Annotated in this window: 16 protein-coding genes; 9 read left to right on the forward strand and 7 right to left on the reverse strand. The window is 43.1% G+C overall.

Annotated elements, in window-relative coordinates; genetic code table 11:
• Positions 1-237 precede the first annotated feature (237 nt).
• The 4 genes from ACT3TH_RS00680 to ACT3TH_RS00695 all read left to right on the forward strand — a co-directional run bounded on the left by ACT3TH_RS00680 (position 238) and on the right by ACT3TH_RS00695 (position 9,247).
• On the forward strand, positions 238-702 hold the full coding sequence (locus ACT3TH_RS00680; protein ID WP_444753939.1) for a hypothetical protein: 465 nt from the start codon (positions 238-240) through the stop codon (positions 700-702).
• A 45-nt stretch (positions 703-747) separates the two neighbouring features.
• Complete coding sequence (locus tag ACT3TH_RS00685) at positions 748-2,853, forward strand: beta strand repeat-containing protein (protein WP_444753940.1); 2,106 nt, start codon at positions 748-750, stop codon at positions 2,851-2,853.
• 142 nt (positions 2,854-2,995) lie between these two features.
• Entirely contained in the window at positions 2,996-8,299 is a 5,304-nt protein-coding gene (locus ACT3TH_RS00690; RefSeq protein WP_444753941.1) for an SdrD B-like domain-containing protein, read from the forward strand.
• A 165-nt stretch (positions 8,300-8,464) separates the two neighbouring features.
• A complete protein-coding gene (locus ACT3TH_RS00695) occupies positions 8,465-9,247 on the forward strand; it encodes a hypothetical protein (RefSeq protein WP_444753942.1) in 783 nt (260 codons plus the stop codon).
• 69 nt (positions 9,248-9,316) lie between these two features.
• Here the strand turns inward: ACT3TH_RS00695 and ACT3TH_RS00700 are convergent, their stop codons facing one another.
• The 4 genes from ACT3TH_RS00700 to glpK form a co-directional block, all read right to left on the reverse strand.
• Positions 9,317-10,009 carry a TetR/AcrR family transcriptional regulator gene (locus tag ACT3TH_RS00700; protein ID WP_444753943.1) on the reverse strand — a complete coding sequence of 231 codons (693 nt, stop codon included), beginning with the start codon at positions 10,007-10,009 and terminating at the stop codon, positions 9,317-9,319.
• Positions 10,010-10,265: 256 nt separating this feature from the next.
• The gene (locus ACT3TH_RS00705) at positions 10,266-11,291 is read right to left on the reverse strand and encodes an endonuclease/exonuclease/phosphatase family protein (protein WP_444753944.1); all 1,026 of its coding nucleotides are present in this window, start codon (positions 11,289-11,291) and stop codon (positions 10,266-10,268) included.
• A 274-nt stretch (positions 11,292-11,565) separates the two neighbouring features.
• Positions 11,566-12,036 carry a hypothetical protein gene (locus ACT3TH_RS00710; protein ID WP_444754262.1) on the reverse strand — a complete coding sequence of 157 codons (471 nt, stop codon included), beginning with the start codon at positions 12,034-12,036 and terminating at the stop codon, positions 11,566-11,568.
• A gap of 492 nt (positions 12,037-12,528) precedes the next feature.
• Positions 12,529-14,121, reverse strand: a complete 1,593-nt coding sequence (glpK, locus tag ACT3TH_RS00715; RefSeq protein WP_444753945.1) for a glycerol kinase GlpK — start codon at positions 14,119-14,121, stop codon at positions 12,529-12,531.
• Positions 14,122-14,679: 558 nt separating this feature from the next.
• Here glpK and ACT3TH_RS00720 point away from each other — a divergent pair.
• The 5 genes from ACT3TH_RS00720 (at position 14,680) to ACT3TH_RS00740 (ending at position 21,101) form a co-directional block, all read left to right on the forward strand.
• A complete protein-coding gene (locus ACT3TH_RS00720; RefSeq protein WP_444753946.1) occupies positions 14,680-16,338 on the forward strand; it encodes a TolC family protein in 1,659 nt (552 codons plus the stop codon).
• 138 nt (positions 16,339-16,476) lie between these two features.
• Positions 16,477-17,331 (forward strand): YihY/virulence factor BrkB family protein, encoded by an 855-nt coding sequence (locus ACT3TH_RS00725; protein ID WP_444753947.1) that lies wholly within the window; start codon positions 16,477-16,479, stop codon positions 17,329-17,331.
• A gap of 48 nt (positions 17,332-17,379) precedes the next feature.
• Complete coding sequence (locus ACT3TH_RS00730) at positions 17,380-18,573, forward strand: HlyD family secretion protein (RefSeq protein ID WP_444753948.1); 1,194 nt, start codon at positions 17,380-17,382, stop codon at positions 18,571-18,573.
• A gap of 3 nt (positions 18,574-18,576) precedes the next feature.
• Positions 18,577-19,902, forward strand: a complete 1,326-nt coding sequence (locus ACT3TH_RS00735) for an ABC transporter permease (RefSeq protein WP_444753949.1) — start codon at positions 18,577-18,579, stop codon at positions 19,900-19,902.
• Complete coding sequence (locus ACT3TH_RS00740) at positions 19,902-21,101, forward strand: ABC transporter permease (protein ID WP_444753950.1); 1,200 nt, start codon at positions 19,902-19,904, stop codon at positions 21,099-21,101. Before ACT3TH_RS00735 ends, ACT3TH_RS00740 begins: the two co-directional genes overlap by 1 nt.
• Positions 21,102-21,229: 128 nt before the next feature.
• Here the strand turns inward: ACT3TH_RS00740 and sthA are convergent, their stop codons facing one another.
• From sthA to ppsR, 3 genes are all read right to left on the reverse strand, one after another.
• On the reverse strand, positions 21,230-22,708 hold the full coding sequence (gene sthA, locus ACT3TH_RS00745; RefSeq protein ID WP_444754263.1) for a Si-specific NAD(P)(+) transhydrogenase: 1,479 nt from the start codon (positions 22,706-22,708) through the stop codon (positions 21,230-21,232).
• Between the two features lie 280 nt (positions 22,709-22,988).
• A complete protein-coding gene (locus tag ACT3TH_RS00750; protein WP_444753951.1) occupies positions 22,989-23,393 on the reverse strand; it encodes a DUF4377 domain-containing protein in 405 nt (134 codons plus the stop codon).
• Positions 23,394-23,467: 74 nt separating this feature from the next.
• Positions 23,468-24,364, reverse strand: coding sequence for a posphoenolpyruvate synthetase regulatory kinase/phosphorylase PpsR (gene ppsR, locus ACT3TH_RS00755; protein ID WP_444753952.1), 897 nt, complete (start codon positions 24,362-24,364; stop codon positions 23,468-23,470).
• Positions 24,365-24,745 lie beyond the last annotated feature (381 nt).

The raw sequence follows: 24,745 nt of genomic DNA on the forward strand, positions 1-24,745 counted from the left end.
TTAATCCTCTGTTCTCTCTAAAAAAGCCCTATCTACTTAGATAGGGCTTTTACCGTTTAGCAACCTCAAAATACCATTTGTCTTTTTTTTGATGAATGTTTGTATCGTTTACGTGAAAATGCAATAAATAAAATATGCACATTTTTCATTGGTACTGGCTCTATAGATTGCAACAGATCATACCGCAATTTTGCATCAATACCATACTGACAGTAATGATCCAAAAAAGGATTTAATATGAACCGTTTCAAGCGTTTACATAGTGTTTTATTAGCAACCTTAGTCTCTACTTGCTTGTTGAGCACTGCCCATGCTGATGATGCTTTAAAAATGGAGCTGACTGCCAATCAAGTCATCAAAAATGCAGAAGGCAAAACTGTTTATTCACCAGTACGTACTGCACCAGCAGGCACAGTTATTCAGTACAAAGCCACTTATACCAACACTGTCAACAAAGACATTAATGACCTAATGGTGACGTTACCTATCCCTGCAAACATGACATTTACTGGTGACGTCATTCCTGCAAGTGCACAAGCCAGTACCGATGGTCAGAATTATGCCGATATGCCTTTAATGCGAAAGGTAAATGGCAAATTGGTGAAGGTCCCTTTATCTGAATACCGCTCTCTACGCTGGAATATCAAGCTGTTGCCAGCTATGAAATCTGCCACCGTAGCACTCAATACGATAGTCAACTAACACTTATTTGATGCCTTTATCTTAAACCTTCTGGAGATTTACCGAATGAAACCTAATTTATTCAAGTACTCATTATTGACCGTTGGTGTCGTCGCTGCCATGGGTGTTACTACTGCCAATGCAGCTACTCCTAATACTACTGGTGGTGTTAGTGCAGGAGCGGCACCGATCACTAACGTCGCAACCGCAAGCTATAGCGTTGCTGGTATTGCTCAGCCAACCGCTGTTTCTAACACGGTGACTGTAAGCGTTAGCGAAACGGCTAATTTTGCACTCGTATCGACTGTTGATGATGGTAGCATTGGTGACGATACTGCTGTTAATAGACCTGCTACGCCAGGTGGTACGACTACCTTTACTCATGCTTTAACCAATACGGGTAACGTGACGGATACTTATACCGTTAATACCACAGGTAATGACTCAGCACTAGTAACGGCTAATCAAGACTATGCTTTAGGTACTGCGCCTGTTACGTTTACTATTGTACAAGCAGATGGTACTGCTTTAACTCCTGCTCAAGTCACCGCTTTAAATGGTCAAGCACAGACAGGTACCATAGCTAATGGTCAGACCATTAGACTACAGCCAAATACTAGAGCTAACTTAAGCTACGAAGCAGCTACGCCAGCTGCTCGTAACGGTAATGACACAGGTGTGGGGACATTAACAGCGACCAGTACTTTCTTCACTACTAATAATGCATCTGGTGCGACATTAGTGAACGAAAACCAAACTATTGTTAGATTGCCTACTTTTGCAATTGCAAAAACAGCGACGAGTACTGTCGATTTGACAGTAGCTAACCCACAGATTACTTATAGTATCGTAGTGACTAACGCAACTACTGACTATAGTACTGCTGCGACTGACATTGTCATCAGAGATGTCCTTCCTGCAGGTTTGAGCTTGCCTAGCGGCACAGCCTCAGACGTGACCGTAACTGGTGCGGGTACGGCTACGATTTCCACTATCGGTGGTCGACAAGCTATTAATGTTGCCGTAGCGAACTTAGCTGTTGGCGCAAGTCGCACGATTACTTTCACGGTTAATGTCGATAGAAATCAGTATACAGCTGCTAATAGTTCAGTAACTAACAATGCAGAAGTCTACGATAAGTTCATCGGTCCGGTTGGCACGTTACCTGCTAATCCTGTACTTGGTACTGACTATGATATTTTGGATAGTACAAATAACGCTATAGATGTTACTAGAATACCTGCTGATGCGGGTCAAGCTAACGGAGCTGGTGTAGATAGTGCTGGTGTGACTAACTTTACCAGAAGAGCGGTTGTAGTGAGCAATCCAACGACTAGAGAAATTGCCCCTGCTTCAGGTACTACTGGTCAAGTCACACAGACGACTACTATTATTAACAGCGGTCAAGATGCTGAAGGTACTAACACTAATCCATTGACTTTCACTATTACTGATGGTGGTAAGAATGCGGCTGTAAGACCTGTTACTGGTCCTGTTAGTGTTACCTATACACCGCCTAATGGTGGAGCCCCGGTTACTGTAACGCTGCAACCTACTGTTGCTGATGGTAATACGTACACTTTTAATAGCACTACATTACCAACAGCTCAATTTCCAAATGGTATTGCCCCTAATGGCACATTAGCGATCAACTATAAGGTGTCTTCAGGCAATGTAACTACTCCTGCAACTGTGGCTGATGCTGCAACTGTTGGTAGCACTGAAACTTCTATTGTAACGCTAACGCCTGCTGGTGTTGGTGCGCCTGCTGCTACTACAGTTACTGATACGACTAATGTCAGAGGCTTAACTTTAGCGAAGTCTCAATCACTAGATACCGCTTGTGACGCTACCGTTGCTGCAAGTACCTTTGTTCAAACTGCGCTCAGTGCGAAACCTGATCAATGTGTTATCTATCGTATTCAGGCGACTAACACTTCTTCAACAGCATTAGGTTTTAATCTTACCGCTGTAACCATCTCGGATTTGTTGTCTAACTTTTCAGCTGGTGCGGATTTAGTAGCTGGTTCACCTGCTACTTCTGCGACTGATTCATCTACTGCAGGCACACCTAGTACTACTAGTACTGCGGTTCTTGGTAATAACTTTACTATAGTTCCTCAGGGCGTTGGCACCTTGACTTTTAAGATCAAAATCAAAAACGCTCGTTAATTTATATTTAATATTTCAAAGTCTATAAGCTTCACAAGACGCTTATAGACTAACGCTCTAGCTTGACCTAAGTATTTTTGAAAAATCAAGTTAGAGCAGCTTTACCCTATTACCGATTCACGTTTTATTGGATAAGCGACATATGACTAAATACTCAGCGTCTAATCGTGCTACATTGCGTACAGCAAAGGTTTCCGCGCTGTCAGTAGCAATGTTGCTTATGCAATCAAATATGGCGCTTGCTGCGCCTAGCACTCTCGTACAAACTATCAACAACATTGCTAATGCGGTTTATGACGTTGATTCTATCAAACAGAATAGTGTTTCAAACCAAGTTCAAGTCACATCTTCTGCTCTACCTGAATACGGTATTAACTTAACTCAGCAGCCGTTACTCACTGTCATGCCTAATACCTTGGTAAACTGGGTCAATGTTCTAAATAATACCAGCTATAGCGATCAGACTGTTGAGCTCACATTAGATGTATCGCCAACTCTTTCTAACCTAAGAATTTATCAAGATATCAATAAAAACGGCATCATTGACAGCGCTGATACTGAAGTTATCTTTGACAACTTAAGTGCTCAAATCAAGCTTGGGCATAATGAAAGCATCCAGCTTATTGTGCAAGCTTTGTCAGATGCTGACGGCAAAAGTGGTGATACTGCTGATATCAAAATTGGCGCTGTCGTCTTAGAAGACCCCTCTATAACAAAAGCTCATGTTACGGATAAGTTGATAATCGTTGAGCCTGAGATAACGTTTACTACCCCTAAATTTGATGAACATAAAAATACCTCGCAAATCGATGAAAACGTCTATATCGACGCCAGCTACGCGCAGTGTAATGTTCAATTAGACAAACCAGATCAAGTATGGGTCACGATCACTTCTTTGTTGACGGGTGACAAATACTCATTGAAAGCGATTGAGACGGGTAATAGTACTGGCAAATATCAGTTGTCTGCACCGACTCAAAACAATGCCAATGCGATCAATGATAAGCTCATTCAAACATTGGCAAACGATACGTTAACTGCCAGCTTGGACGCTTGTATTGCTCCTTCTGTCGGCACTGGTGCCGACCAGTTACCGAGCGATGGCGACTTTACGGTACGTATCGATGGTTTAAATACACAAATCAATATCATCAATGATAATCCAAGCCTAGTCGTTACCAAAGAAAGTGAGGTTAAAAGTGCCGAGCTTGGTGATTATGTCAATTACACCATCAATGTGACCAACAGTGGTAACTCTACAGCTTATAATGTACAGCTAAAAGATGCCTTACCCCGTGGTTTTGATTATGTTGATGGTAGCGTGCGCGTTAACCAAACTGCTGATATCGACATCAATAAAGTACAAACCACTGAATTTAAGACCGATGGTAAATATCAGGTGTTAAGCCTAGGTAACATGCCAAATGGCGAAACCAAAAAAATCACTTACCGTGTATTGGTCGGTGCCTCATCATTGGGCGGTGACGGTATCAATCGCGCAACCGCAGTTGCTAGTAATGAACAAGGTCAACGCTTCTCATCAAGAGAAGCACAGTGGAAGATTGACGTAGAGCGCGGCGTTATGAATACCGATGGTATCATCATCGGTAAGGTTTACCACGACATCAACCGTGACGGGATTCAACAAAAAGAAGATGGCGAGCTTGGTGTCGCGGGCGTACGCATCTACATGGAAAACGGTAATTTTGTCGTTACTGATCCTGAAGGTAAATACAACTTCTACGGCGTGAGTGCCAAGACTCATGTCTTAAAAGTTGACCGCACCACGCTTCCTAACGCAACTGAAATGGTCACTCAAAGTAATCGTAATGCAGGTGATGCTGGTAGCCGCTTTGTTGATCTAAAATATGGTGAATTGCATCGTGCTGACTTCGGCATCATAGGTGGCATGGGTGACAGTACTGAGCGTTTGAACGCAGAGTTGGTTGCTCGTAGTAAGTCGGTGAGTGCAAAGAACGACACGCTTGAGCAAGCCGTTAAGACGGAGCTGACCTTAGAACCTGATTACAATCAAAACCATGATGACAACGTTGAAGCCAGTGGCTGCCATATCAATGGCGAGCTAGACCTAGGTAATAATTGTGACTCCGCTATTGTCAATGAAATGGTCAATCCAGTAGCCAATCGTGTAGATATGGCAGTTACCACAGTTGCCCCTCCAGTAGAGAAAGAACTAGAAGAATACTTAAAAGAAGTGGCAAACAATGACGTCGCTTTTATCAATCTAAAAGACAGCCAGCAGCTTAGTACCTATAAGCAAATAGTACAGGTGCAAGCGCCACTTGGTTCACTATTCACGCTATATGCCAATGGCAAAGCCGTATCAGAACAACAAATCGGTAAAACCGCCGAGCAAGCAAAGCAAAATGTCACTGCGTTTGATTACTATGCTGTCAACTTACAGCGCGGTAGCAATACTTTACGCGGCGTGGCGACTGACGTGAACGGCAAAGTCATCTCTGAACAAACCATCAAGGTATTGACGCCTGAAAAACTACAGGCCATTGACTACCGCACTCAAGCAAATCTAGTAGCCGCAGATGGCATAAGCGAATATCAAGTCGTTATTAGCTTAAAAGACCGTGATGGTCGCCCTTATATTGCTTCAACGCCCCTCACTATCGATACCAATATTGGTCGTATCAACCTTAACGACACAAATAAAAATCAATCTGGTACTCAAGTCATCGTCTCTGGCGGAGAACTATTGATACCAGTCACGGCCCCAAGCGTACCTGGCAAAGGTGAGATGGTTATTGATACTGGTAGCAGCAAGCAAATCATTCCATTACAGTTCACCGCTCAATTACGTCCTTTGATAGCTGTCGGTATCGTAGAAGGTGCCATCTCCCTCAAAAACTTTGATGGTAGTAGCATTACTAATGCTCAGGGTGCATTTGAGCAAGAATTGAATGATTTTGCTGGCAATGATGCCTCTGGTCGTGCAGCTATGTTCCTAAAAGGTAAAGTTCGTGGCGACTACTTACTAACGTTGGCTTATGACAGTGATAAAAAAGGCGAGCGTCTATTCCGTGATATCGAGCCTGGCGAGTATTATCCTGTATATGGTGATTCATCAGCGAAAGGCTTTGATGCACAGTCGACCAGTAAGCTTTATGTGCGTTTAGATAAAGGTCGCTCATTTGCCATGTATGGCGACCTAAAAACTCAAATTGATAATGATGAAGGTATCAAGCTTGGCCAATACAACCGTACTCTGACTGGTGTAAAAGCCCAATTCGAGGACGATACCACTCGCGTCACAGCTTTTGTAGCAGAAACCAGTACCAGCCAGCGTGTCAACGAGACTCGCGGTTTGGGTATTTCAGGCCCCTACCCATTGGCTGAAAACTTCGACGCGGTGTTAGAAAACTCGGAAATTGTTGAAGTGATCACGCGTGATGCAAACAATCCCGGCTTAATCATCAATCGTAAAACCCTTGCCCGTTTTGCTGATTATGAGATTGATCCTATCAGTCGCAGTTTATTTCTAAAATCACCTATTGCTAGCCAAGACATTGATGGCAACCCCAATTACCTACGCGTCACTGTAGAAGTAGACGAAGGCGGCGAATCGTACTTAGTCGGTGGTATTGCAGCCAAGCAACAGCTGACTGAAAAAGTCGCTATCGGTGGTAGCTATATCAACAGTGACGACCCACTAAACAAAGAAGAGTTAGCTAGTGTAAACAGTGTCATCAATTTCAATAACCAACTAAAGCTGGTCGCAGAATATGCAATGAACAAAGCTGAAAACCCAAACTTTCAGCCAAGCAACCAAATTAACGCAGCCACATTAGAAGGCAATGACGTTAAAGGCAACGCCTTACGTGTCGAGCTTGACTTTGATGACAAGAAAAACACTCGTGCCAAAGCTTATTATAAAGACACGGATGAAGGTTTCGTCACTGGCGCATCTCCGCAAACGGCTGGTCGCGAAGAATCAGGTGCTGAGCTCACTCATTTGATCAACGATAAAAAGACCGCGCTAAAACTAGAAGGCGTACGTACCAAGGATCATACTACCGAAGCCAGTCGTGAGGGTATTCTAGCCAGTATTGAGCAACGTTTGAGTACCAATATCGTTGGTGAGATTGGGGTACGCTATTATAAACAAGACGCTACTGCTGCCTCGCGTAATACTCAAGCCGCCACAGATGTTGTAGACATTACTGACGACACTATTTTTAACGACAATATCATTAACCAGTCAGCGCTTAATAGTGTGAACAATGCTGAAAAAGATATCGAAGGTACCACTGCGCGCGCTCGTATTACCGCACGCTTACCAAAGCTAAATAACTCTTTAGTGTTTGCAGAATACGAGCAGGACATTGATAACAGTAAGCGCAATGCAACTTCTATTGGTGGTGAGACACCACTAGGTAGCTTAGGACGTCTGTATGCCCGCCATGATTTGATTAACAGCTTATCTGGTAGCTATGGTTTGGATGATACTGAAGAGCGTCAACGCACCGTATTTGGTTTTGACGCCAACTACATGAAAGACGGCAAGGTTTATAGTGAATATCGTATGCGTGACGCTATCAGCGCACGCGAAGCTGAGGCGGCCATTGGTCTAAAAAACAAATGGTACATTCAGCAAGGTTTAACGCTGAATACCTTGTTTGAGCGTGTTGAGTCATTAGAAGGCGATACCGAAAATACAGCAACGGCAGCTGGTATCGGTGTTGAGTACCTTGCAAAAGAAGATTATAAAGCCTCGGCTCGTCTTGAAAAACGTTGGGGCGAAACCAGTGATACATTGTTGGGTAGTGCAGGTATTGCGTATCGATATACCGATGAAGTCACTTTATTGGCCAAAGATATTTATTCACAAATTGCCTATGACGATGGCGATCGTACCATCAATCGTTTTCAACTTGGTGCAGCTTATCGTGATTATGATAGCAACCAACTGGATATGTTAACCAAACTTGAATATCGTTTAGATGATAACAGTACTGGCACAGACACTTATCAAAAGGACTCTGTTATCTGGTCGTTGAGTGGTAACTATCACCCAACACGTCCGCTCACTTTGTCTGGCCATTATGCGGGTAAATATACTCAGTTTGATGCCGATAATATCAGCAGCGACAATACTGCTCATGCGCTTTATACTCGAGGTCTTTATGACATCAGTGAACGCTGGGATGTAGGCTTGCAAGCAGGCACCTATTGGAACAAGCAAGCGGATGATATGGCTTATATGTTGGGCGCTGAAGTAGGCTATAGTCCAATGACCAACCTTTGGTTGTCGTTAGGTTATAACTTCATGGGTTTTGAAGACGAAGACATCGCGTACGATGACACCACACAACAAGGTGCTTATTTTAGACTGCGCTTCAAGTTTGACGAAGACTTATTCAAGCGTGAAGATCCACGTAAGAACAAGCGTTTGACAGCCACTCCAGAATTATAATTTAGACGCGTGGTCTCCTACTGTTGTAGTATAATTTTATGGTAATAGGAGACTTATCGCAGCGATCAGTTCTACTCAAGTGTATGACAGATCTATTCCTATAAGCCATGAGATCAAGCTCAACAGTCACCAACACCCATCTGCTCATTATAAGGTTTTTGTCTCATGTCTCATTCTGTCATCACAGCAGGCGTTTATAGACGATCTACATATTCACTGTTATCAGCCGTCTTATTATTGACAACAACGATGACGACATCTGCGTTTGCTTCAAGCCATCATATCCTACCAATTATAACTATAAAGAAAGACTCTGATCGCTGCACTGAATTTCAGACGCTGTCTCACTATTCAAAAGATAAAAGTACACGTCAACGCGCTATGAACTGTATGTTGACACAATTGCACGCGTATCAACAACACAGTATGAGCGCACGTCAGCAATACTTTGCCTACAAAGCTCAAGCTTGGCTTAACTATGCCATTCATCAAAACAGTATAAATAGTCGCTCATCTGCTGGTCTACAAGCCGCACAAAATGCAGAAACCATCTTGGTTGCGTTAAACAATCGTACTGAACAAAATCTACCTCTTATTCAAGACATACCTTCGAACTCTGCTTTGATGCGACCTGATCTATGGGCGACCATTAGTGCGCTCAAGGAGAGTGATGGCATAACCTCAGCCCCACGCGAAATCGCTTTCAGCGAAGTTGCCCTTATTTGGGCCGCCACTAACCATTGTGAGCGTGGTGGGCGAGAGTCTGGTAGTCATTTTCGTATGGCGGATCGTTGGCTCGAGCAAGCACGCGAGGCATATGTTAATGCTCATAATTCAAAAACCAACGTCGCTCTAGAGACGCTTATAGTCAGGTATTACAAGCAATATGCACCTTTAGACGCGAGTGACGATGTGTGCCGCGGACAAGTATTAACGCCCGCTCAGTAAAACAATTACAAAAAAGCCGACATAGTATGTCGGCTTTTTTTATAGTTATTTTTTATTGAACAATCTATATTAGCGATTTTTACGCGGTAGCTTTTCTGGTAAATAGCAACGTAAGTAAGCAATGAATGCCGTGTTTGCTTCTTGGATATATTCGTTGGTAATACTTTGATGACGACGATAAGACAAGGTAAATATAGCGTTAACAATACTATATGCAATCAGCAATGTGTCTTGGACGTCTTCAAAATTTGGCATTTCATAACGCTCTGACAAACGCTTATAAACCAAATCTACGATTTGATGATCCATGTCTTCACCAAAACCATCACCTTCAAAGTCAGGCGTATTGGTGTCATAAATGAGCTTTGCTTTGGTTTTATCGTTATGGAATATCGTTACGCATTGGTCGATAAGCGCGGTCAAATACCCTTGCCATCTGTCATAATTACCAACATCAACCGTCTCTACCATCTCCAATATCTCGATAGCATTCAAAAAACGTAAAGCTAAAAATATGGCTTCGATATTAGGGAAAAAGTGATAAGCTGAAGCTCTTGGAATACCCGCTTCTTCACATACAGCAGCTAAGGTAATATCATTAATAGCTTGTGTTTCACTCAACTTCTTGGCACCAGCCAAAAGTTTTTGACGGCGGGCACGGCCTTGTTGACTGGTAAATTTAAACTTGTTCGGTACAAGTTTTTTTGCCAGTTCCGAGTCTACCAACACATCTTCAATTTTTTCGTCTTTATTTTCGCTCATCATAAGTCTCTTAAAATTACGCCCTATTTTATAAAAATGATCTTCATTGGACAGTACTCCTTCTGAAGTGAAGGGTTACTTCCTATTAGTCAATGATATAACGCTAATACTAGCACTATAAGACCAATCGGAGAAGCATCATAAACGCTTGTACACTATCAAGCAAGGGAGATGAATGGGTTAAAAAATAATGTACAGTTCAATAATTTCATAACTCTGATTATGCCATACAATAAAAGCACTCATTACATTGAAACTAACTATTAAGTTTGATTTTCGCTCTTATAATACCATGATCAATGACTCTATCTGCGTAATCCCACTTCAAATGATCATTAAAGTAGTCTACCCGTTCAACCTGACCAAGCGAAAACTTACTATCAGGCAAGAATTCTTCTGACACGAACAGCTGATCAATTACTTCTGGCATGCCCTGATAGATATGAGTATATGCCACCTCTCTCATCCAGTCATAACGCGATTGGATACGAGCAGCATCAAATAACGCAACATCACGCATACTTTTATCATAGCTCACTTCGCCAGTCTCTGCCATTAATTGCGTAGTGACGCTACCAGTGACGTCATTCATATCACCTAACAAAATCAGTGGCTCACGAGTATGGTGTAAGCGCTCGATGATAGACATACGGATAGACGCGGCTTCTGCCGCTCGCATACACAGACTACGCAGCTTGGCACGAACTCTAATGTTTGGATCATCTATATCTTCTAATAGATTACCGCTTTTGTCGCGTAAAAAAGAAGCACGTTTACTTTTTAGATGCGCTGTGACAATCGTTATTGGTTGACCATACGCATTGACACGTAAGAGTAATGGTGGACGGTTGAAACGCTTATAAAGACCAACATCAGGGATGTCAATCACAGCCTTTGGAGCTATTTCTTCAAGCAAACTGCATTCTAGCTGCTCGAAACGACTGATTATACCAACAGCCGGAGTGCCTTGCGCTCCTTTGCCTTGCGTATATAGACTTGTACTATGGTTACTCGCTAATGGAGCCACAACATGGTTATGCTCAAACCCTAATGACATTGCCAATGCTTCAAGCGCATCACTGTCCCAAACTTCTTGTACAGCAATGATATCTGCATGTGCTTTTGATAATAAATCAGTAATACCACGCAGCTTATGCTCATATTCATTTGTACTATAGGCCGGCGCATTTTCATAGTAGATACGGTTAGGATTCGCAAAATTGAGTAAATTAGCCGTCGCGATATAGAACTGTTTCTGACTGCTGTGATTATCATTACTCATTATAAATTACCTGTCATTCCCTTTAAATATTATCTTTAACAATCGAATGTGTTTTGAAATGATAATATTCATAAATAAAAATAGATAGTAAAAAAGCTCCCAAAGAATTCTTTGGAAGCTTTAAAGTAGCACAAATATCATCGATTTTATCTAGTAAAAAAACCAGTTCTACAATCCTACTAACTCTAGTTATGAGACAGTAAGATACTGTAGTGTTCACTTACGTAAATCAAATGAGCTATTAGTTTTACTTAATGTTTAGGCTCATCTACTATTAAGAAACGCGAGTCCATGCATCATGCGATGCTCTACGAGCTTCATTCCATTCCATACGAGAATCACCCTTAACTTCGTTCCATGAGCGCTCTAGATCTGCTTCATGGTCTTCAAAACGAGCATCAGCAGGATAACGAGCACGATTTGCATAACCTACCGCGTAAGCTGGGTGCAAGTCACGGTCAAAATCATAACCTTCTCTATAATAATCGGCATTCGCATGCTCAGCGCGCCAGTAAGCTTCTTCATGTGTTGGATCGATGGCTTCAGCTGCTGCATGTCCTGCACCGCCACCAACGATAGCACCAATAGCGCCACCAATTAGAGTACCTAGTGGACCTGCCATCGTACCAATGGCTGCACCTGCTACTGCACCGCCCACACCACCAATACCTGTACCAACAGGATGCGAGCCTGGCTCACCGGTAATGACATCAGCGTTCAAATCTTTCTTAGTTTCTTTAGACATACCTTTCACGGCACTACGATCAATGGCGTCATGATCATGAATGATGTTGTCATTTTCGTGTCGTACGACTCTGTTGCCGTTTGCATCTAACATAGGATCAGTATCACGGCGATGATTGTCATCGATAATACGCTCTCTATCGCCTACTTCTTGATAGTCATCAGCGATTACACGGTTTGCTGGATCTGTAATGCGGCCATCGTTATTCATAATATTATCCTTAAATTCATTGTTATATATTTTAGAGTTATTTGGTGCTAATTCTCAATAAATAAGAAATTAGCGGTCTTGCTTAATTCTTCTAAAGTATAGGAATTTATAGGACAAGACAGATAGGCTGATTGTGTAAACTGTGTCCGACTTGCGATTGTCTTGCGTTACAGCTTGTATCTTTCTAACTATTTTGTGGGAGAGACACGCTTTTTACGTAATTCATCTTAGGCAAATCAGAATTATCTAGAAGGTTATTTGCCCTTTCATATATCGCTCAATTTATAATGCGCGCAATGCCCTATCAATCGCTTGCTGCCATTTGTAAAGATGTTGCTCACGAGCATCGCTCGACATATTAGGCTCAAACCTTTGATCGACTTGCCATGAGTCTTTTATCGTAGATTCATCGTATAGACCTGTTTTTAAACCAGCCAATAGTGCAACGCCTTTGGCAGTGATTTCTGTGTCCTTTGGACGCAGTACAGGCACATTTAATAAATCTGCTTGAAATTGCATGAGCAAATCATTATTGGCAGCCCCACCATCTACTCTCAGTTCAGTGAGCGGATGAGGACTGTCTTTTTGCATTGCAATGAGCACATCATAAGTTTGGTAAGCAACTGCCTCCAATGCTGCACGGGCAATATGGGCTTTAGTCGTACCGCGACTCATACCAGTGATACTTGCATTAACGTCTGAGCGCCAATAAGGCGCGCCAAGCCCAGTAAATGCTGGTAGCAATACCACGTCTCCACTACTATCAACTTGCCGTGCTAAATACTCCACTTCATCACTTTGTTGAATCATACCTAAGTTATCACGTAGCCATTGAACGATCGCACCTGCCATAAACACACTACCCTCTAGTGCATACGTCACTTGTTTTTTGGGTGGTTGTAACATACGTCGACCGGATTGTACGATTTGATCAAGCGACAAGCTCTCTGGACGAAATGGTGTAGATTTTCTTTGCCAAGCGACGGTAGTCAGTAATTTATGTTCGCTAAGCCTCGGTTCTGTACCAATATTCATCAGCACAAAGCAACCTGTACCATATGTATTCTTTGCCATGCCAGCATCAAGACAGCCTTGGCCAAAAAGTGCTGCGTGTTGATCGCCCAACACTGCATGAATGGGAATTTGTTTGGCAAACAGTCCTTTTTTGGTTTTACCAAAGTCACCATCAGACGGCAGTACTTTGGGCAATACGTTCATTGGTATTGCAAAGCGCGTGCATAATGCCTCTGACCATGCCATTTTATGGATGTCATATAATAAAGTACGAGAAGCATTGGTCACATCGATGACATGCTCACCGCCAGTGAGCTTATATATGAGCCAGCTGTCTATAGTGCCAACAGCGATTTCGCCTTTATTGGCACGTGCACGCCATTCGGGATTGTGTTCTAGCAACCAAGCGATTTTGCTGGCGCTAAAATACGGATCCAAGCGTAATCCTGTAATACGTTGCACATCACTTGCTATGTCGTTCTGGTTACTATAAGTGATGTTGTTGGTCGGCTCAGTCGTCAGTTTTTCGCAATAACTTGCTGTGCGACGGTCTTGCCAAATGATGGCAGGCGCTAATGGCTTGCCTGTTTTTTTGTCCCAAATGACAATGGACTCACGCTGATTGGTAATGGCAATGCTGGTGACATCAGTGGCAAGTAGCCCTGCTCGATTGATCACATCATGGGCGCAGCTAATCTGTGTCTGCCAAATTTGCTGTGCGTCCTGCTCGACAAAACCTGCTTGCGGGGTTTTAAGAGTCGTCGGCTGCTGTACCATTTTGATCGGACGTGCATGATCATCGTACAATATCGCTCGACTCGACGTTGTTCCTTGGTCTAAAGCCAAAATATATCCTGCCATCACTCACATCCCGTCTTATCTCAGTCTTTTTGTTATTGGTATTTTTCGCCTTTTATTTACAGCAGGCACATTTTTACATCCTTTCACATCAATCGGTAAAATATCCTCAATTAAGAACCATACTTTTCACCGTCATACTTTTTAATAATATAAAATGAAGAAATATAGCATACACTAGTATGCTCTTTGGTTGATAAACCGTCTTGCAGGAATACCATTAAATATAAAAAATAGCCGTGATAAGGCCGCTAATTATTTGATAAAACGCTTATTATTAATTGACCAATAAAGCTATCACCGCTTCTAAACTCAATCATCTAACATAAAAGCACCACTCGTTCAACGCAAAACGGGCGAATACTGAGCATTGACCCGTCACCATTGTGGCACTACAGTGTACGCCTTATTATGAGTGACAAAATTCCAGTTTCAATTAATGGTTTATGATACCGTCTGCGCTCCGTCTGTCGCTAGCAATTACGATTAATACGTTCGATGGTATTCATGCGCTACGTAACTCTAAAATATCTGCTTTTCAATTAATGGCTTACATGACTTATGAAATTTTCTTTATCGACGCTGTCTGCTGCTATGATGATGGTTACACTCATAAGCCTAGCCACCTCTGTGAGCGCTCAAGAAAATAACATTGAGCGACGAGATGATACGATGTCAGTTGCCGTGACGCAAATTATTGATGCTGACAATCAAAGCGATGCTGAAGAGAAGAGAGCAGTCATTGCAAATACTACTAAGCAAAATAACGAGGAACAAGCGATTGGTTTGACAACGCTTATCGATCCCATTACCCACAAAAGCGTTGATAACAGCTACCCATTAGAAGTCTCCAGCCTACTAAGTCTTGAGCAGGCGCAAAACATTCTCTTGCAAGTATCACCAAAAATCGCGGCCAATCAAGCAGCGATCGCTGCTAGTGAGTATCAAACAGAGGCGCTCAAAACCATAGACAATCCTTTAGTGTTTGCTCGTGTATCAGCCAACGCCTACAACTTGGATACAGATCTTGACTTATCAACGCTCAAAAACGGCATCATTAATGATGTAAACAATGGCGTTGACAACGGCATTCCTCCTATTCCACCGCTGCCCGATTTACCCAATTTTGGTGAATTGGTCGGTGAGCGTATTCCTGATTCATACAATTTAAGGCGCTCAGGCTCAACGACAGGCGCAGGTCTTGGAGTAGTATGGCCAATCTATACCGCGGGACGCAGCACAGCACTAACCGGTGTCTCTAATGCGCGAACCCAAGAAGCGGTAGCAGATAGCATACTTGATAAGAATGAGCTTTATAACACTTTGATCGAACGGTACTTCAAAGCACAATTGGCCATTATTGCCGCCTATCTGCGCGAAGACGCTTATGACACGCTACAGCAGACTGATCACATGGCGCAGCGCCTTTTTGAAGAAGGTTTTATCTCACGTGTTGATCGCTTAGAAGCACAGTCAGCACTGGCCGATGCAAAAAGTGAGTCGGTCAACGCAAATAACGATGCCCGTCTTGCAATGATGGCTTTGCAGCGCCTGTTGCGTACTGAATATCGTATAAAACCCTCGACGCCATTGTTTGTCTCTAGTCGCCCTTTACCAGATGTGAATTATTTTCAGGATTTGGCGCTCACCAATCATCCGGGTCTACAAAAAGTCGCTGCCAAACGCGCCCAGGCTGAGCAGCTACATGCGCTATCAGATACTGGCTATAAACCCACAGTCATGCTATATGGCTATGGACAAGTTGAAAAAGACCCAAGCTGGGTAGCGGGCGTTTCTGCGAGCTGGAAGCTATGGGGCGGACTCGATAAAACCGCTTCACTGGCATCAAGCAATGCCAAAATACGCCAAGCCGATTTGTCGGAGATTGAAGTCAGCGACAATTTGTTATTGCTGGTCGAAAAAAACTGGCACGATGTCAATAATGCCCAGTCACGTTATCAGGCATTGCAAAGTAACGTCGATTTGGCAGCCGAGGTATTGCGCTTGCGTCAGCTGGGACTACAAGAAGGCGTGAATACACCTATTGACGTGGTACAAGCCCAAACGCAGTCTCTCAAAGCAAGGACTGAACAAGCGCAAGCTGCAAACAGTTATGTACAGTCATTGGCCGCCCTTATGCAAAGTTGCGGCACGCCCCTCGCCTTTAACGCTTATCTTAATGGCGCCGACATTCGACTGCCGACTTTGTATACTGAATGATGATTTTATATTAAAAATCGTAGGGTGGGTTGATAAGCGCTTATACTGGTTATCATACAATTACTCACTAATTAGTATATAACTACTAATCACCCTACTATTACCAATCCTATTGCGAATAACTGTTTTATGAAAAAAATGACTTCCAAATTCAAAAGTTGGCTTAAGCCTTTACTAGAAGCATGGCGTATCGCAAATAGCTCTAATATTTGGGCGCATTGTGCGAGCGTTGGTTTTTTTGGTTTTTTGTCAATTTTCCCAGTGATGGCTGTGTTTGTACTGCTCTATGGTCTTGCGTTTTCACCCGCTGAGATGCAAGAACAGATAGCACTTTTACGCGCATTTATACCTGACACTGTATACGAAGTCCTTGATTCACGCTTAAGCGAGTTGGTTTCTAATACTGCGTCCGCCTTAACTTTCAGTCTTATTGTATCGAGCTTACTCGCCCTTTACGCAGGCTCCAAAGGCATAAAATCGCTAATTATTCTTATCAATCTTGCCTTTCATATCAGCCAAGAACGTGGATTAATACAAGGCACAATTCGAGCAGTTGGTCTGACCTTTGCAGCGGTAGTGGTTTTAATTATAGCAATCTCCTCTATCGCCATCATTCCTTTAGCGGCGGCCTATTTTCCTTTTCCTCAAGTGGCCAAGACGATTGCGCTTTGGAGCAGATGGCCAATATTGGCCGGTATCATATTCTTAAGCTTTGTAGGTCTCTATCGTCTAGCCCCAAACCGTGATGCCATAGCGTTAAAACAACTGATGCCAGGCGCAGCTTTGGCGACTGTTCTTTGGATTGTATTGTCTGTGCTGTTTTCGATTTATGTGCAAAATTTCAATAACTATAGTGCTGAATTTGGCGCGCTCTCAGCAGCCGTGGTCATTATGCTCTGGCTGTATTATTCAGCATTTATCATCGCCCTCGGTGCTATTTTTAATTCTGAAATTATAGAAAATGCCAAACCTTACGCTATTCGTGTGTACTAGTAATCAACCCTTTATTCTCAACCTTGTTGCCTTAGGAATCTCACCGTCATGACTGAATTACCACGTGAATCAGACAACTCGCGCAAACCAGATGATTCAACTGAGTCAGTGACCCCTCTAAATGGGCAAGCTTCGGTCAATAAAATGGAGGAGGTGCCTAATGTTGAGACAGAGCAACCTACGCCCAGCTATAAGCGCGCAACAGCAAAAGCTGACAAGTCTGGCACGCTCAAAAAAGCGCTTCTTGCCTTACTGTTTTTGATAGTAGTGGGCGTAATCGCTTATGGTCTATACAAGAGCAATCAACAAAGTGCGCCTGAAGTCATAACCTTGCAAGGGCAGATGCAAATGGAGCAAACGTCCATCGCGGCAAAAGTGTCTGGACGTATTGCTCAAATCCTGGTGACAGAGGGAGATACGGTGACGGTCGGTCAGCAGCTTATAGAAATGGACTCACCTGAAATCAACGCGAAAATTAATCAAGCACGCGCTGGCAAACAAATGGCACAAAGTCAGTTAGATAAAGCAGAGAACGGTGCTCGCCCGCAAGAGATTGCCCAAGCAAAAGCGGCATGGCAAGCCAACAAAGCGGCTTCTGATTTGGCAGAAAACACGTACCAGCGTGTCAATCGTCTTTACGAAGAAGGACTCATGGCACGGCAAAAACGCGATGAAGCGTATGCTCAGTATTTGGCCACTCAAGATCAAACGGAAGCCGCGCGTTTACAATATGAGTTGGCAATGGAAGGCACGCGCAGTGAAGACAAGTCCGCCGCCACCGCACAAGTTGCTCAGGTTGATGCTCAATTAGAAGAGGCATTGGTAGCAAAAGAAGAAGCCAATTTAAAAAGCCCAATTGCTGGTATCGTCGATAATGTGATTGTTAATGCAGGTGAAGTCATTGGTCAAGGTGTCCCTATCTTAACGCTGGTCAATACCAACGACCAATGGGTGGTATTGAACGTCACTGAATCGTACTTAAATAAGTTTGCGATAGGCCAGCAGTTCACAGGTACGATTCCAGCGCTGTCATCTGCCGATAAGCCTTACACAAAACAGTTTACGGTCTACGCCACCTCCACGCTCTCGGACTTTGCAACTTGGCGTCCAACCAATAACGACGACGGCTTCGATGTACGCACGTTTGAAGTCAAAGCGCGACCGACAACACCTGACGCCCGTATTCGTTCAGGCATGAGTGTGGTCGTACGCATTGATCCAAACAATCAGACCCAAGAGTAAGTCATGTGCCTAACTAAGCTAGGTGCGGCTTTTGTACGTAGTGCTGCCTATGAGCGACGGTTTTTAGCCAAAAACCCATGGGACTTTAGCATGGTAGTCTGGATACCATTGATGACGGTATTAATAATTTGGTGGATATTTTCGCAGACTCAGATTACCGATTTGCCTATTGGTGTCATGGATCAAGACAGTGGTCCTATTGCCAATACCGCCGTACGCTATTTAGAAGCCAGCCCTACTCTGACGGTCAGGCAGCTTTATTACTCAGACACTGAGGCAAAGGCTGCCATCTTGCAACGCGATGTGTATGCTATCGTCGTTATTCCTGAGAACTTTTCTCGCAATATCCTGTCTGGTAGGTCTGCCCCATTAGTTTTGCAAGTCAATGCTCAGTACGGCACGCATTCGGGCATCATTCAAACCAGCGTCCAAGCTGTCGCAGCAACATTGTCAGCAGGCGTTAAGATAGAGCGTTTGGTTAAAAAAGGCATGGCACCAGCACAAGCAGCGATTGCTTATTCACCCATTAAAATACAGCGGATCAGCTTATTTAACGAAGCAACCAACTATCAGCAGTTTTTAGCTTCCACTGTCATCCCTGCTTTGTTACATATTTTGGCCATGGTCATCGGTGCGACGACCATTGGTCGTGAGCTGCGTGATAAAAAACTTGGTCACTGGTATCGTTTTATTAATAAAGGTCATCCTAACTTAATGATGACCAATAAAATAACGAAAGAAACGATGCCTGTGTTAGAAGCAGATAAAACAGAAAACCATCAAGACTTTAGAAATAAGAATAACGTACCTAGTCAAGTGACCGGACACGTTAGCGTCTCAATTCTATTGTTTGGTTTATTGGGCAAATACTTTTGGCCAACATTGGCTTTTAGTATTTGGGCGGTATTAGCTCTATGGCTTGCTACGCCTCAAGAGTCCATTGCCATTAGCTCCCTTGTTGCTACTTATCTCGGTCTAATACTACTAATGATGCTATCGTTTTGGCTCGGTGCTATTTTTACTTTGGCCTCATTCTCATTACGAATGGGCTTGTCTTCTACGGCTTTTATTTCCGCTCCCTCGTATGCGTTTGCAGGGGTTACTTTTCCTTACATCGCTATTAGTAGCAGTGCTCAGCATTGGTCAGATGCGCTACCACTCACCCATTATTTAAAGTTGCATGTGGCTCAGTTACAGATGCAAGCACCTGCTACTGTGTCGTTGCCAATTGTTTATGGTCTTACCATTGCAGTAATAGTTGCAATGAGTTTAACTGCTTTATTGACCAAACGCGCGCTGGCGCATCCTGAACGCTGGGGAGCACGCTAATGTCATCCTTACCAAACGACAAACTATCTACTGGAACGGTAGATTCCCAACACGCCTCGTCACAAAACTTTTTTGGCAGTTTTTTACAAACCATCAAAGATATCTTTTCTGATAAAGGCGTGCTTTTATTATTAATGATTGCACCTATTATTTATGGTTTCTTTTATCCTTGGCCGTATTCAAGCGAAGTGGTCAATCATGTGCCAGTGGGGATCGTTGATAAAGACAACAGCAATCTATCAAACACCCTCTTCCGTTATGCGAGCGCCAGTCCGCAGTTAGACACGCGGCGCTTTATCGATGAGCAAGCGGCTAAAGAGGCCATGTGGTCAGATGACATCGCTGGGTATATGATCATCCCAAGTGGACTGGAGCAACAAGTACTTTCCGGAAAACCCGCCAGTGTCAGCGTCCTTGGTAATGGCGGCTATTTTTTATTAAATAAAAATGTACAGATGGGTTTTTTGCAAGCGGTCAGTACGGTGTCAGCAGGTATTGAAATCAAAAAAAATGTGGCACAAGGTGCTTATTCTGCAACTGCTGCGGCAAGTACTCAAGCTGTGCCGTTAAAAATTGTCCCGTTATACAATCAAACTGAAGGTTATGGCGCTTATGTCGTGCCAGCGGTCTCAATTCTCATTTTGCAACAGACGCTGTTAATGTCCACAGCGATGCTGATTGGCACATGGTATGAGCAGCGGCGTCATGCCACCAGTATTAGTGGCTGGCTTGGCCGTATTTCGGCGCTTAGTATGTTTGGTTTTATGGTTGGCTGTTTTTATTATGGCTGGGCATTTGAGCTGCATCACTACTCGCGCGGACAAAACATGCTCGGCAGCTTGTTATTTTTACTGCTATTTTGTCCTACAGTAGCGACACTCGGTTGTGTGCTCGGACTGTGGTTTCGTCAGCGTGAGCGCAGTATGCAAATTTTGATTTTTAGCTCATTGCCCATGTTTTTTGTGAGTGGCTACCCTTGGCCTGCTTATCAACTCCCAGAGGTTTTACAAGTCATACGCTGGCTCATACCGACGACCCCTGCTATCAATACCTCCGTCCAGCTCAATCAAATGGGGGCTAGTGTCTCGCAAGTCGCTGTAGGGTTTTATGCATTAGCAGGATTGTGGGCGTTTTACTTTGTCCTACTTATGGGCATACGCTGGCGTGACTCTACAAAACAACGAAAAGCAGTGCTATAAGATTTATCGGCTATTATTGAGTATGAGTTTTCATCATTTGAGCAAAGCCTTTACCAAAAAAAACGCCTGCTTTTGGGCAGACGCTTTTCTTATATTGGTTCAGTACTTTACAATCAATACCTTACCAATTAAAAGATTCTATTCAAACCATTCAATGCTGCAACGCGATAAGCTTCTGCCATCGTTGGATAGTTAAATGTCGTATTTACAAAGTATTCAAGCGTGTTATTGCACTTCATTACTGCCTGTCCAATATGGATAATTTCTGAAGCATGATTACCATAGCAATGGATACCTAGTATCTCTAAAGTTTCACGGTGGAATAATATCTTCAGTACCCCACTACGCTCACCAATAATTTGTGCGCGTGCAAGGTGCTTAAAGAACGCTTGTCCCACTTCATATGGCACTTTTTCATCGGTCAGCTCTTGCTCAGTTTTACCAATACAAGATACTTCAGGAATTGTATAAATACCTGTTGGTACACTAGATACTGGCTCAGCATCACGGTCTCCCACCATAAAGGCGGCAGCACAGCGTCCTTGGTCGTAAGCAGCCGAAGCAAGCGATGGCCAACCGATGACATCACCAGCGGCATAAATATTCTCAACCTCAGTACGGTAGCTATCGTCGACTTTTAGTTGACCACGGCTGTTGGCTTTAAGGCCAATCGCTTCTAAATTTAGACCTTCGGTATTACCAGAGCGTCCATTTGACCAAAGAATGGCATCAGATTTGATCTTTTTACCGCTCTTAAGATGCAAAATCACACAATCATCATGAGTTTCTAAATGATCAATTTCTTCATTACTACGGATAAGGACACCAAACTGCCTAAAATCGTGCGCGATGGCATCACTGATTTCACTGTCTAGATAACTGAGTAGCTGATCTTGGTTATTAATCAAATCAACTTTGTAGCCAAGACCTGTAAAGATAGACGCATACTCACAACCAATGACGCCAGCGCCATAGATGATGATTTTTTTGACAATATAATCCATCTGGAGGATTTTATCAGAATCAAAAACGCGTGGATGATTGAAATCTAGAATGTCAGGACGATATGGACGGCTACCTACAGTTACGATGGCTTTATTGAAGGTAATGGTCTCAAAAATATTGTCATCAATCTCGATACGTAAAGTATGCGTATCAACAAAACTTCCCCAACCTTGAATCACTTCAATTCGGTTGCGCTCATAAAAACGTGTGTGCGTATTGACTTGACGACGTATCACTTGACGAGCATTCGCCAGTACACTATTTAGAGGTACTTGCTTATATTCCATCGCTTTAGTAAACATAGGGTCACGGCGGAAGTTAATCAGGTTAAACACTGATTGACGTAATGCCTTACTCGGAATAGTACCCACATGCGTAGAGTTACCACCAACTTGATCACGCGGATCGACGACCACCACTTTTTTGCCAGCTTTTGTTAGCTTCATGGCAGCTGCTTCACCAGCAGGGCCAGCTCCTAAAACAACAACATCATATTCATACTCATGATCGTCGCTTTTTATGGGATTTAAATCTTTAGCAAAACCTGATTTGATATCGATTCGTGTATCGTCAAGCGGATTGATAAGATCGGGATGATGCATAATGTCATCAGTGACTTGCTCATGGGTTTGCTCAATTTTCTCTTTTTTATTTTTCCCTTCTGTATGCTCAGGGTTGGGCGCGCGGCCACTTTCTTTATTTGATACCTCAGTATGAGTGTCTTTACCAACATCATTAGTAGCATCGCTGTTAACAGTATCGCTTGGTTTTTTACTTACCATCGTGTCCTCTTTATATTTACTTATTTATTTAATCGTTAGACTATGAATCAATAAATATGTGGTTGAGTCAGGGTCATCATACTGCATCAGTGTCATAGCACTAAGGCATCGTCACCATACGTTGTGACACTATGTTTTGTAATGTCCAGTATCCTGTAAGACCTTGCTTTGCCTCATCAATCTGTGGGCGCACGCTAATTACGTACTCTGTGCCAAGGACCGGCTTAAAGTCATCAATCCAATCATAAGGAATTTGGAATATACTGCCATCTTTATTTGATTTGGCAAGCAAGCACTGCATTGGCAATGCTGAAGCACAAGCAACTCGGTTTGGCATGATTGTGAGTGTTTGCGCTTCACCCAGTACGATGTTTGGGATATAGCGTGGCTCAGGCACAGGCTCACGCGAAAAAGGCGATGTCTGGCAAGCACTCAATAAGGTCGCCATACTTAGTAAACTTGCCCATAACAAAGGCGTCTTACTCAACTTATAAAATGAGCTCATAATATTCTCTATATGATAATGAATGACGTACATTAATAGTTGTTTCTCAAGCTTTTACTTTAAACAAGCCTACATCAGCCAATGCGGCGCTTGAGGCCTGTCATTTGTAAAATACGAGTAGCGATTTCTTCAACGGACATCTCAGACACGTCTAAGCTTGGAATACCATGTGTGATATAAATCCCTTGTATCGCACGTTGCTCTTGTTGACACTGCTGATAGCTAGAATAACGACTACCCGCGCGGCGTTCTTGGCGAATTTTTACCAAGCGATCAGTGTCGATCAGTAGGCCAAACAGTTTGTCTTTGTGCTCACGTAATGCTTTAGGCAATTGATTGTCGTACAAATCATCCTCAGTCAAAGGATAGTTGGCGGCGCGAATACCGAATTGTAATGCTAGGTACAATGAAGTGGGTGTTTTACCCGAACGAGATACCCCAATTAGGATAATATCTGCCGCATCATAATGACGCGTACGTGCGCCATCGTCATTGTCTAAAGCAAAATGAACCGCATCGATGCGTTCTTTATAAGTTTCAGAGTCCACATCATCATGTGCATGACCTGAATGACCATCTGGCTCTACCCCTGTCTCTTCTGCGACGCGTCCAATCAACCCTTCATACATATCCAAGTTGCAGCTTTCTGCCGAGTTAATCTTTTCACGAATATCGGGGTTTACAATCGTATCAAACACCAAAGGCAACAAACCATCGCGTTGATAGGCCATATTGATTTGCTCGACCGCATCATCAGCACGTTCTAGGCTATCTACGTAAGGCAATACTCGAGTCTCAAAAGGTACCGAAGCGAACTGACTCAAAATGGCACGGCCGAGTGTTTCAGCAGTAATTGCCGTCCCATCCGAGATAAAAAACGCCGTTCTAATGGCTTGTGAGCTGTCCAAGTTCAGCGCATGGCGGTTTTGAATAGTGGGCTTCACTTGTTCAGCAGAATTGCTTGAGTACATAATTTTGGCACCTCGATTGATAACACAATAGTAACCTTCGTTTCGCTTTCATCTGTTTGTAGCGGATTTGACACCTAACCTGGTACTGAATATAAACGCTAAAGTTGAACACTTATATAATGATAAGTCTCTACTATTTATGTTCTACATTATACGCATATTAGCGGTCTAATAGAAATCAATGTTACAGGCGTACCCTTAGAAACCAACACTGTTTTTGTTCTTCTTATCTCGACTTACTGGTGTTTTGAAAGTGTTCTCTCAATAAAGAATTAAGACTGGCGCTAAGAATTATGTATCAAACCCGACAATTTGTATCTTTTTAACAAGTTTTTTGGTTTACCCCCTCGAAATTGTCAGAATATAGCGGTATAATTTACC

It is taken from the genome of Psychrobacter sp. AOP22-C1-C5 (assembly GCF_052378885.1).
Taxonomy (GTDB): domain Bacteria; phylum Pseudomonadota; class Gammaproteobacteria; order Pseudomonadales; family Moraxellaceae; genus Psychrobacter.

Coding starts and splice junctions, on each gene's coding strand:
- ACT3TH_RS00680 (WP_444753939.1), top strand. CDS start 238: ATGAACCGTTTCAAGCGTTTACATAGTGTTTTATTAGCAACCTTAGTC.
- ACT3TH_RS00685 (WP_444753940.1), top strand. CDS start 748: ATGAAACCTAATTTATTCAAGTACTCATTATTGACCGTTGGTGTCGTC.
- ACT3TH_RS00690 (WP_444753941.1), top strand. CDS start 2,996: ATGACTAAATACTCAGCGTCTAATCGTGCTACATTGCGTACAGCAAAG.
- ACT3TH_RS00695 (WP_444753942.1), top strand. CDS start 8,465: ATGTCTCATTCTGTCATCACAGCAGGCGTTTATAGACGATCTACATAT.
- ACT3TH_RS00700 (WP_444753943.1), bottom strand. CDS start 10,009: ATGAGCGAAAATAAAGACGAAAAAATTGAAGATGTGTTGGTAGACTCG.
- ACT3TH_RS00705 (WP_444753944.1), bottom strand. CDS start 11,291: ATGAGTAATGATAATCACAGCAGTCAGAAACAGTTCTATATCGCGACG.
- ACT3TH_RS00710 (WP_444754262.1), bottom strand. CDS start 12,036: ATGTCTAAAGAAACTAAGAAAGATTTGAACGCTGATGTCATTACCGGT.
- glpK (WP_444753945.1), bottom strand. CDS start 14,121: ATGGCAGGATATATTTTGGCTTTAGACCAAGGAACAACGTCGAGTCGA.
- ACT3TH_RS00720 (WP_444753946.1), top strand. CDS start 14,680: ATGAAATTTTCTTTATCGACGCTGTCTGCTGCTATGATGATGGTTACA.
- ACT3TH_RS00725 (WP_444753947.1), top strand. CDS start 16,477: ATGACTTCCAAATTCAAAAGTTGGCTTAAGCCTTTACTAGAAGCATGG.
- ACT3TH_RS00730 (WP_444753948.1), top strand. CDS start 17,380: ATGACTGAATTACCACGTGAATCAGACAACTCGCGCAAACCAGATGAT.
- ACT3TH_RS00735 (WP_444753949.1), top strand. CDS start 18,577: ATGTGCCTAACTAAGCTAGGTGCGGCTTTTGTACGTAGTGCTGCCTAT.
- ACT3TH_RS00740 (WP_444753950.1), top strand. CDS start 19,902: ATGTCATCCTTACCAAACGACAAACTATCTACTGGAACGGTAGATTCC.
- sthA (WP_444754263.1), bottom strand. CDS start 22,708: ATGCATCATCCCGATCTTATCAATCCGCTTGACGATACACGAATCGAT.
- ACT3TH_RS00750 (WP_444753951.1), bottom strand. CDS start 23,393: ATGAGCTCATTTTATAAGTTGAGTAAGACGCCTTTGTTATGGGCAAGT.
- ppsR (WP_444753952.1), bottom strand. CDS start 24,364: ATGTACTCAAGCAATTCTGCTGAACAAGTGAAGCCCACTATTCAAAAC.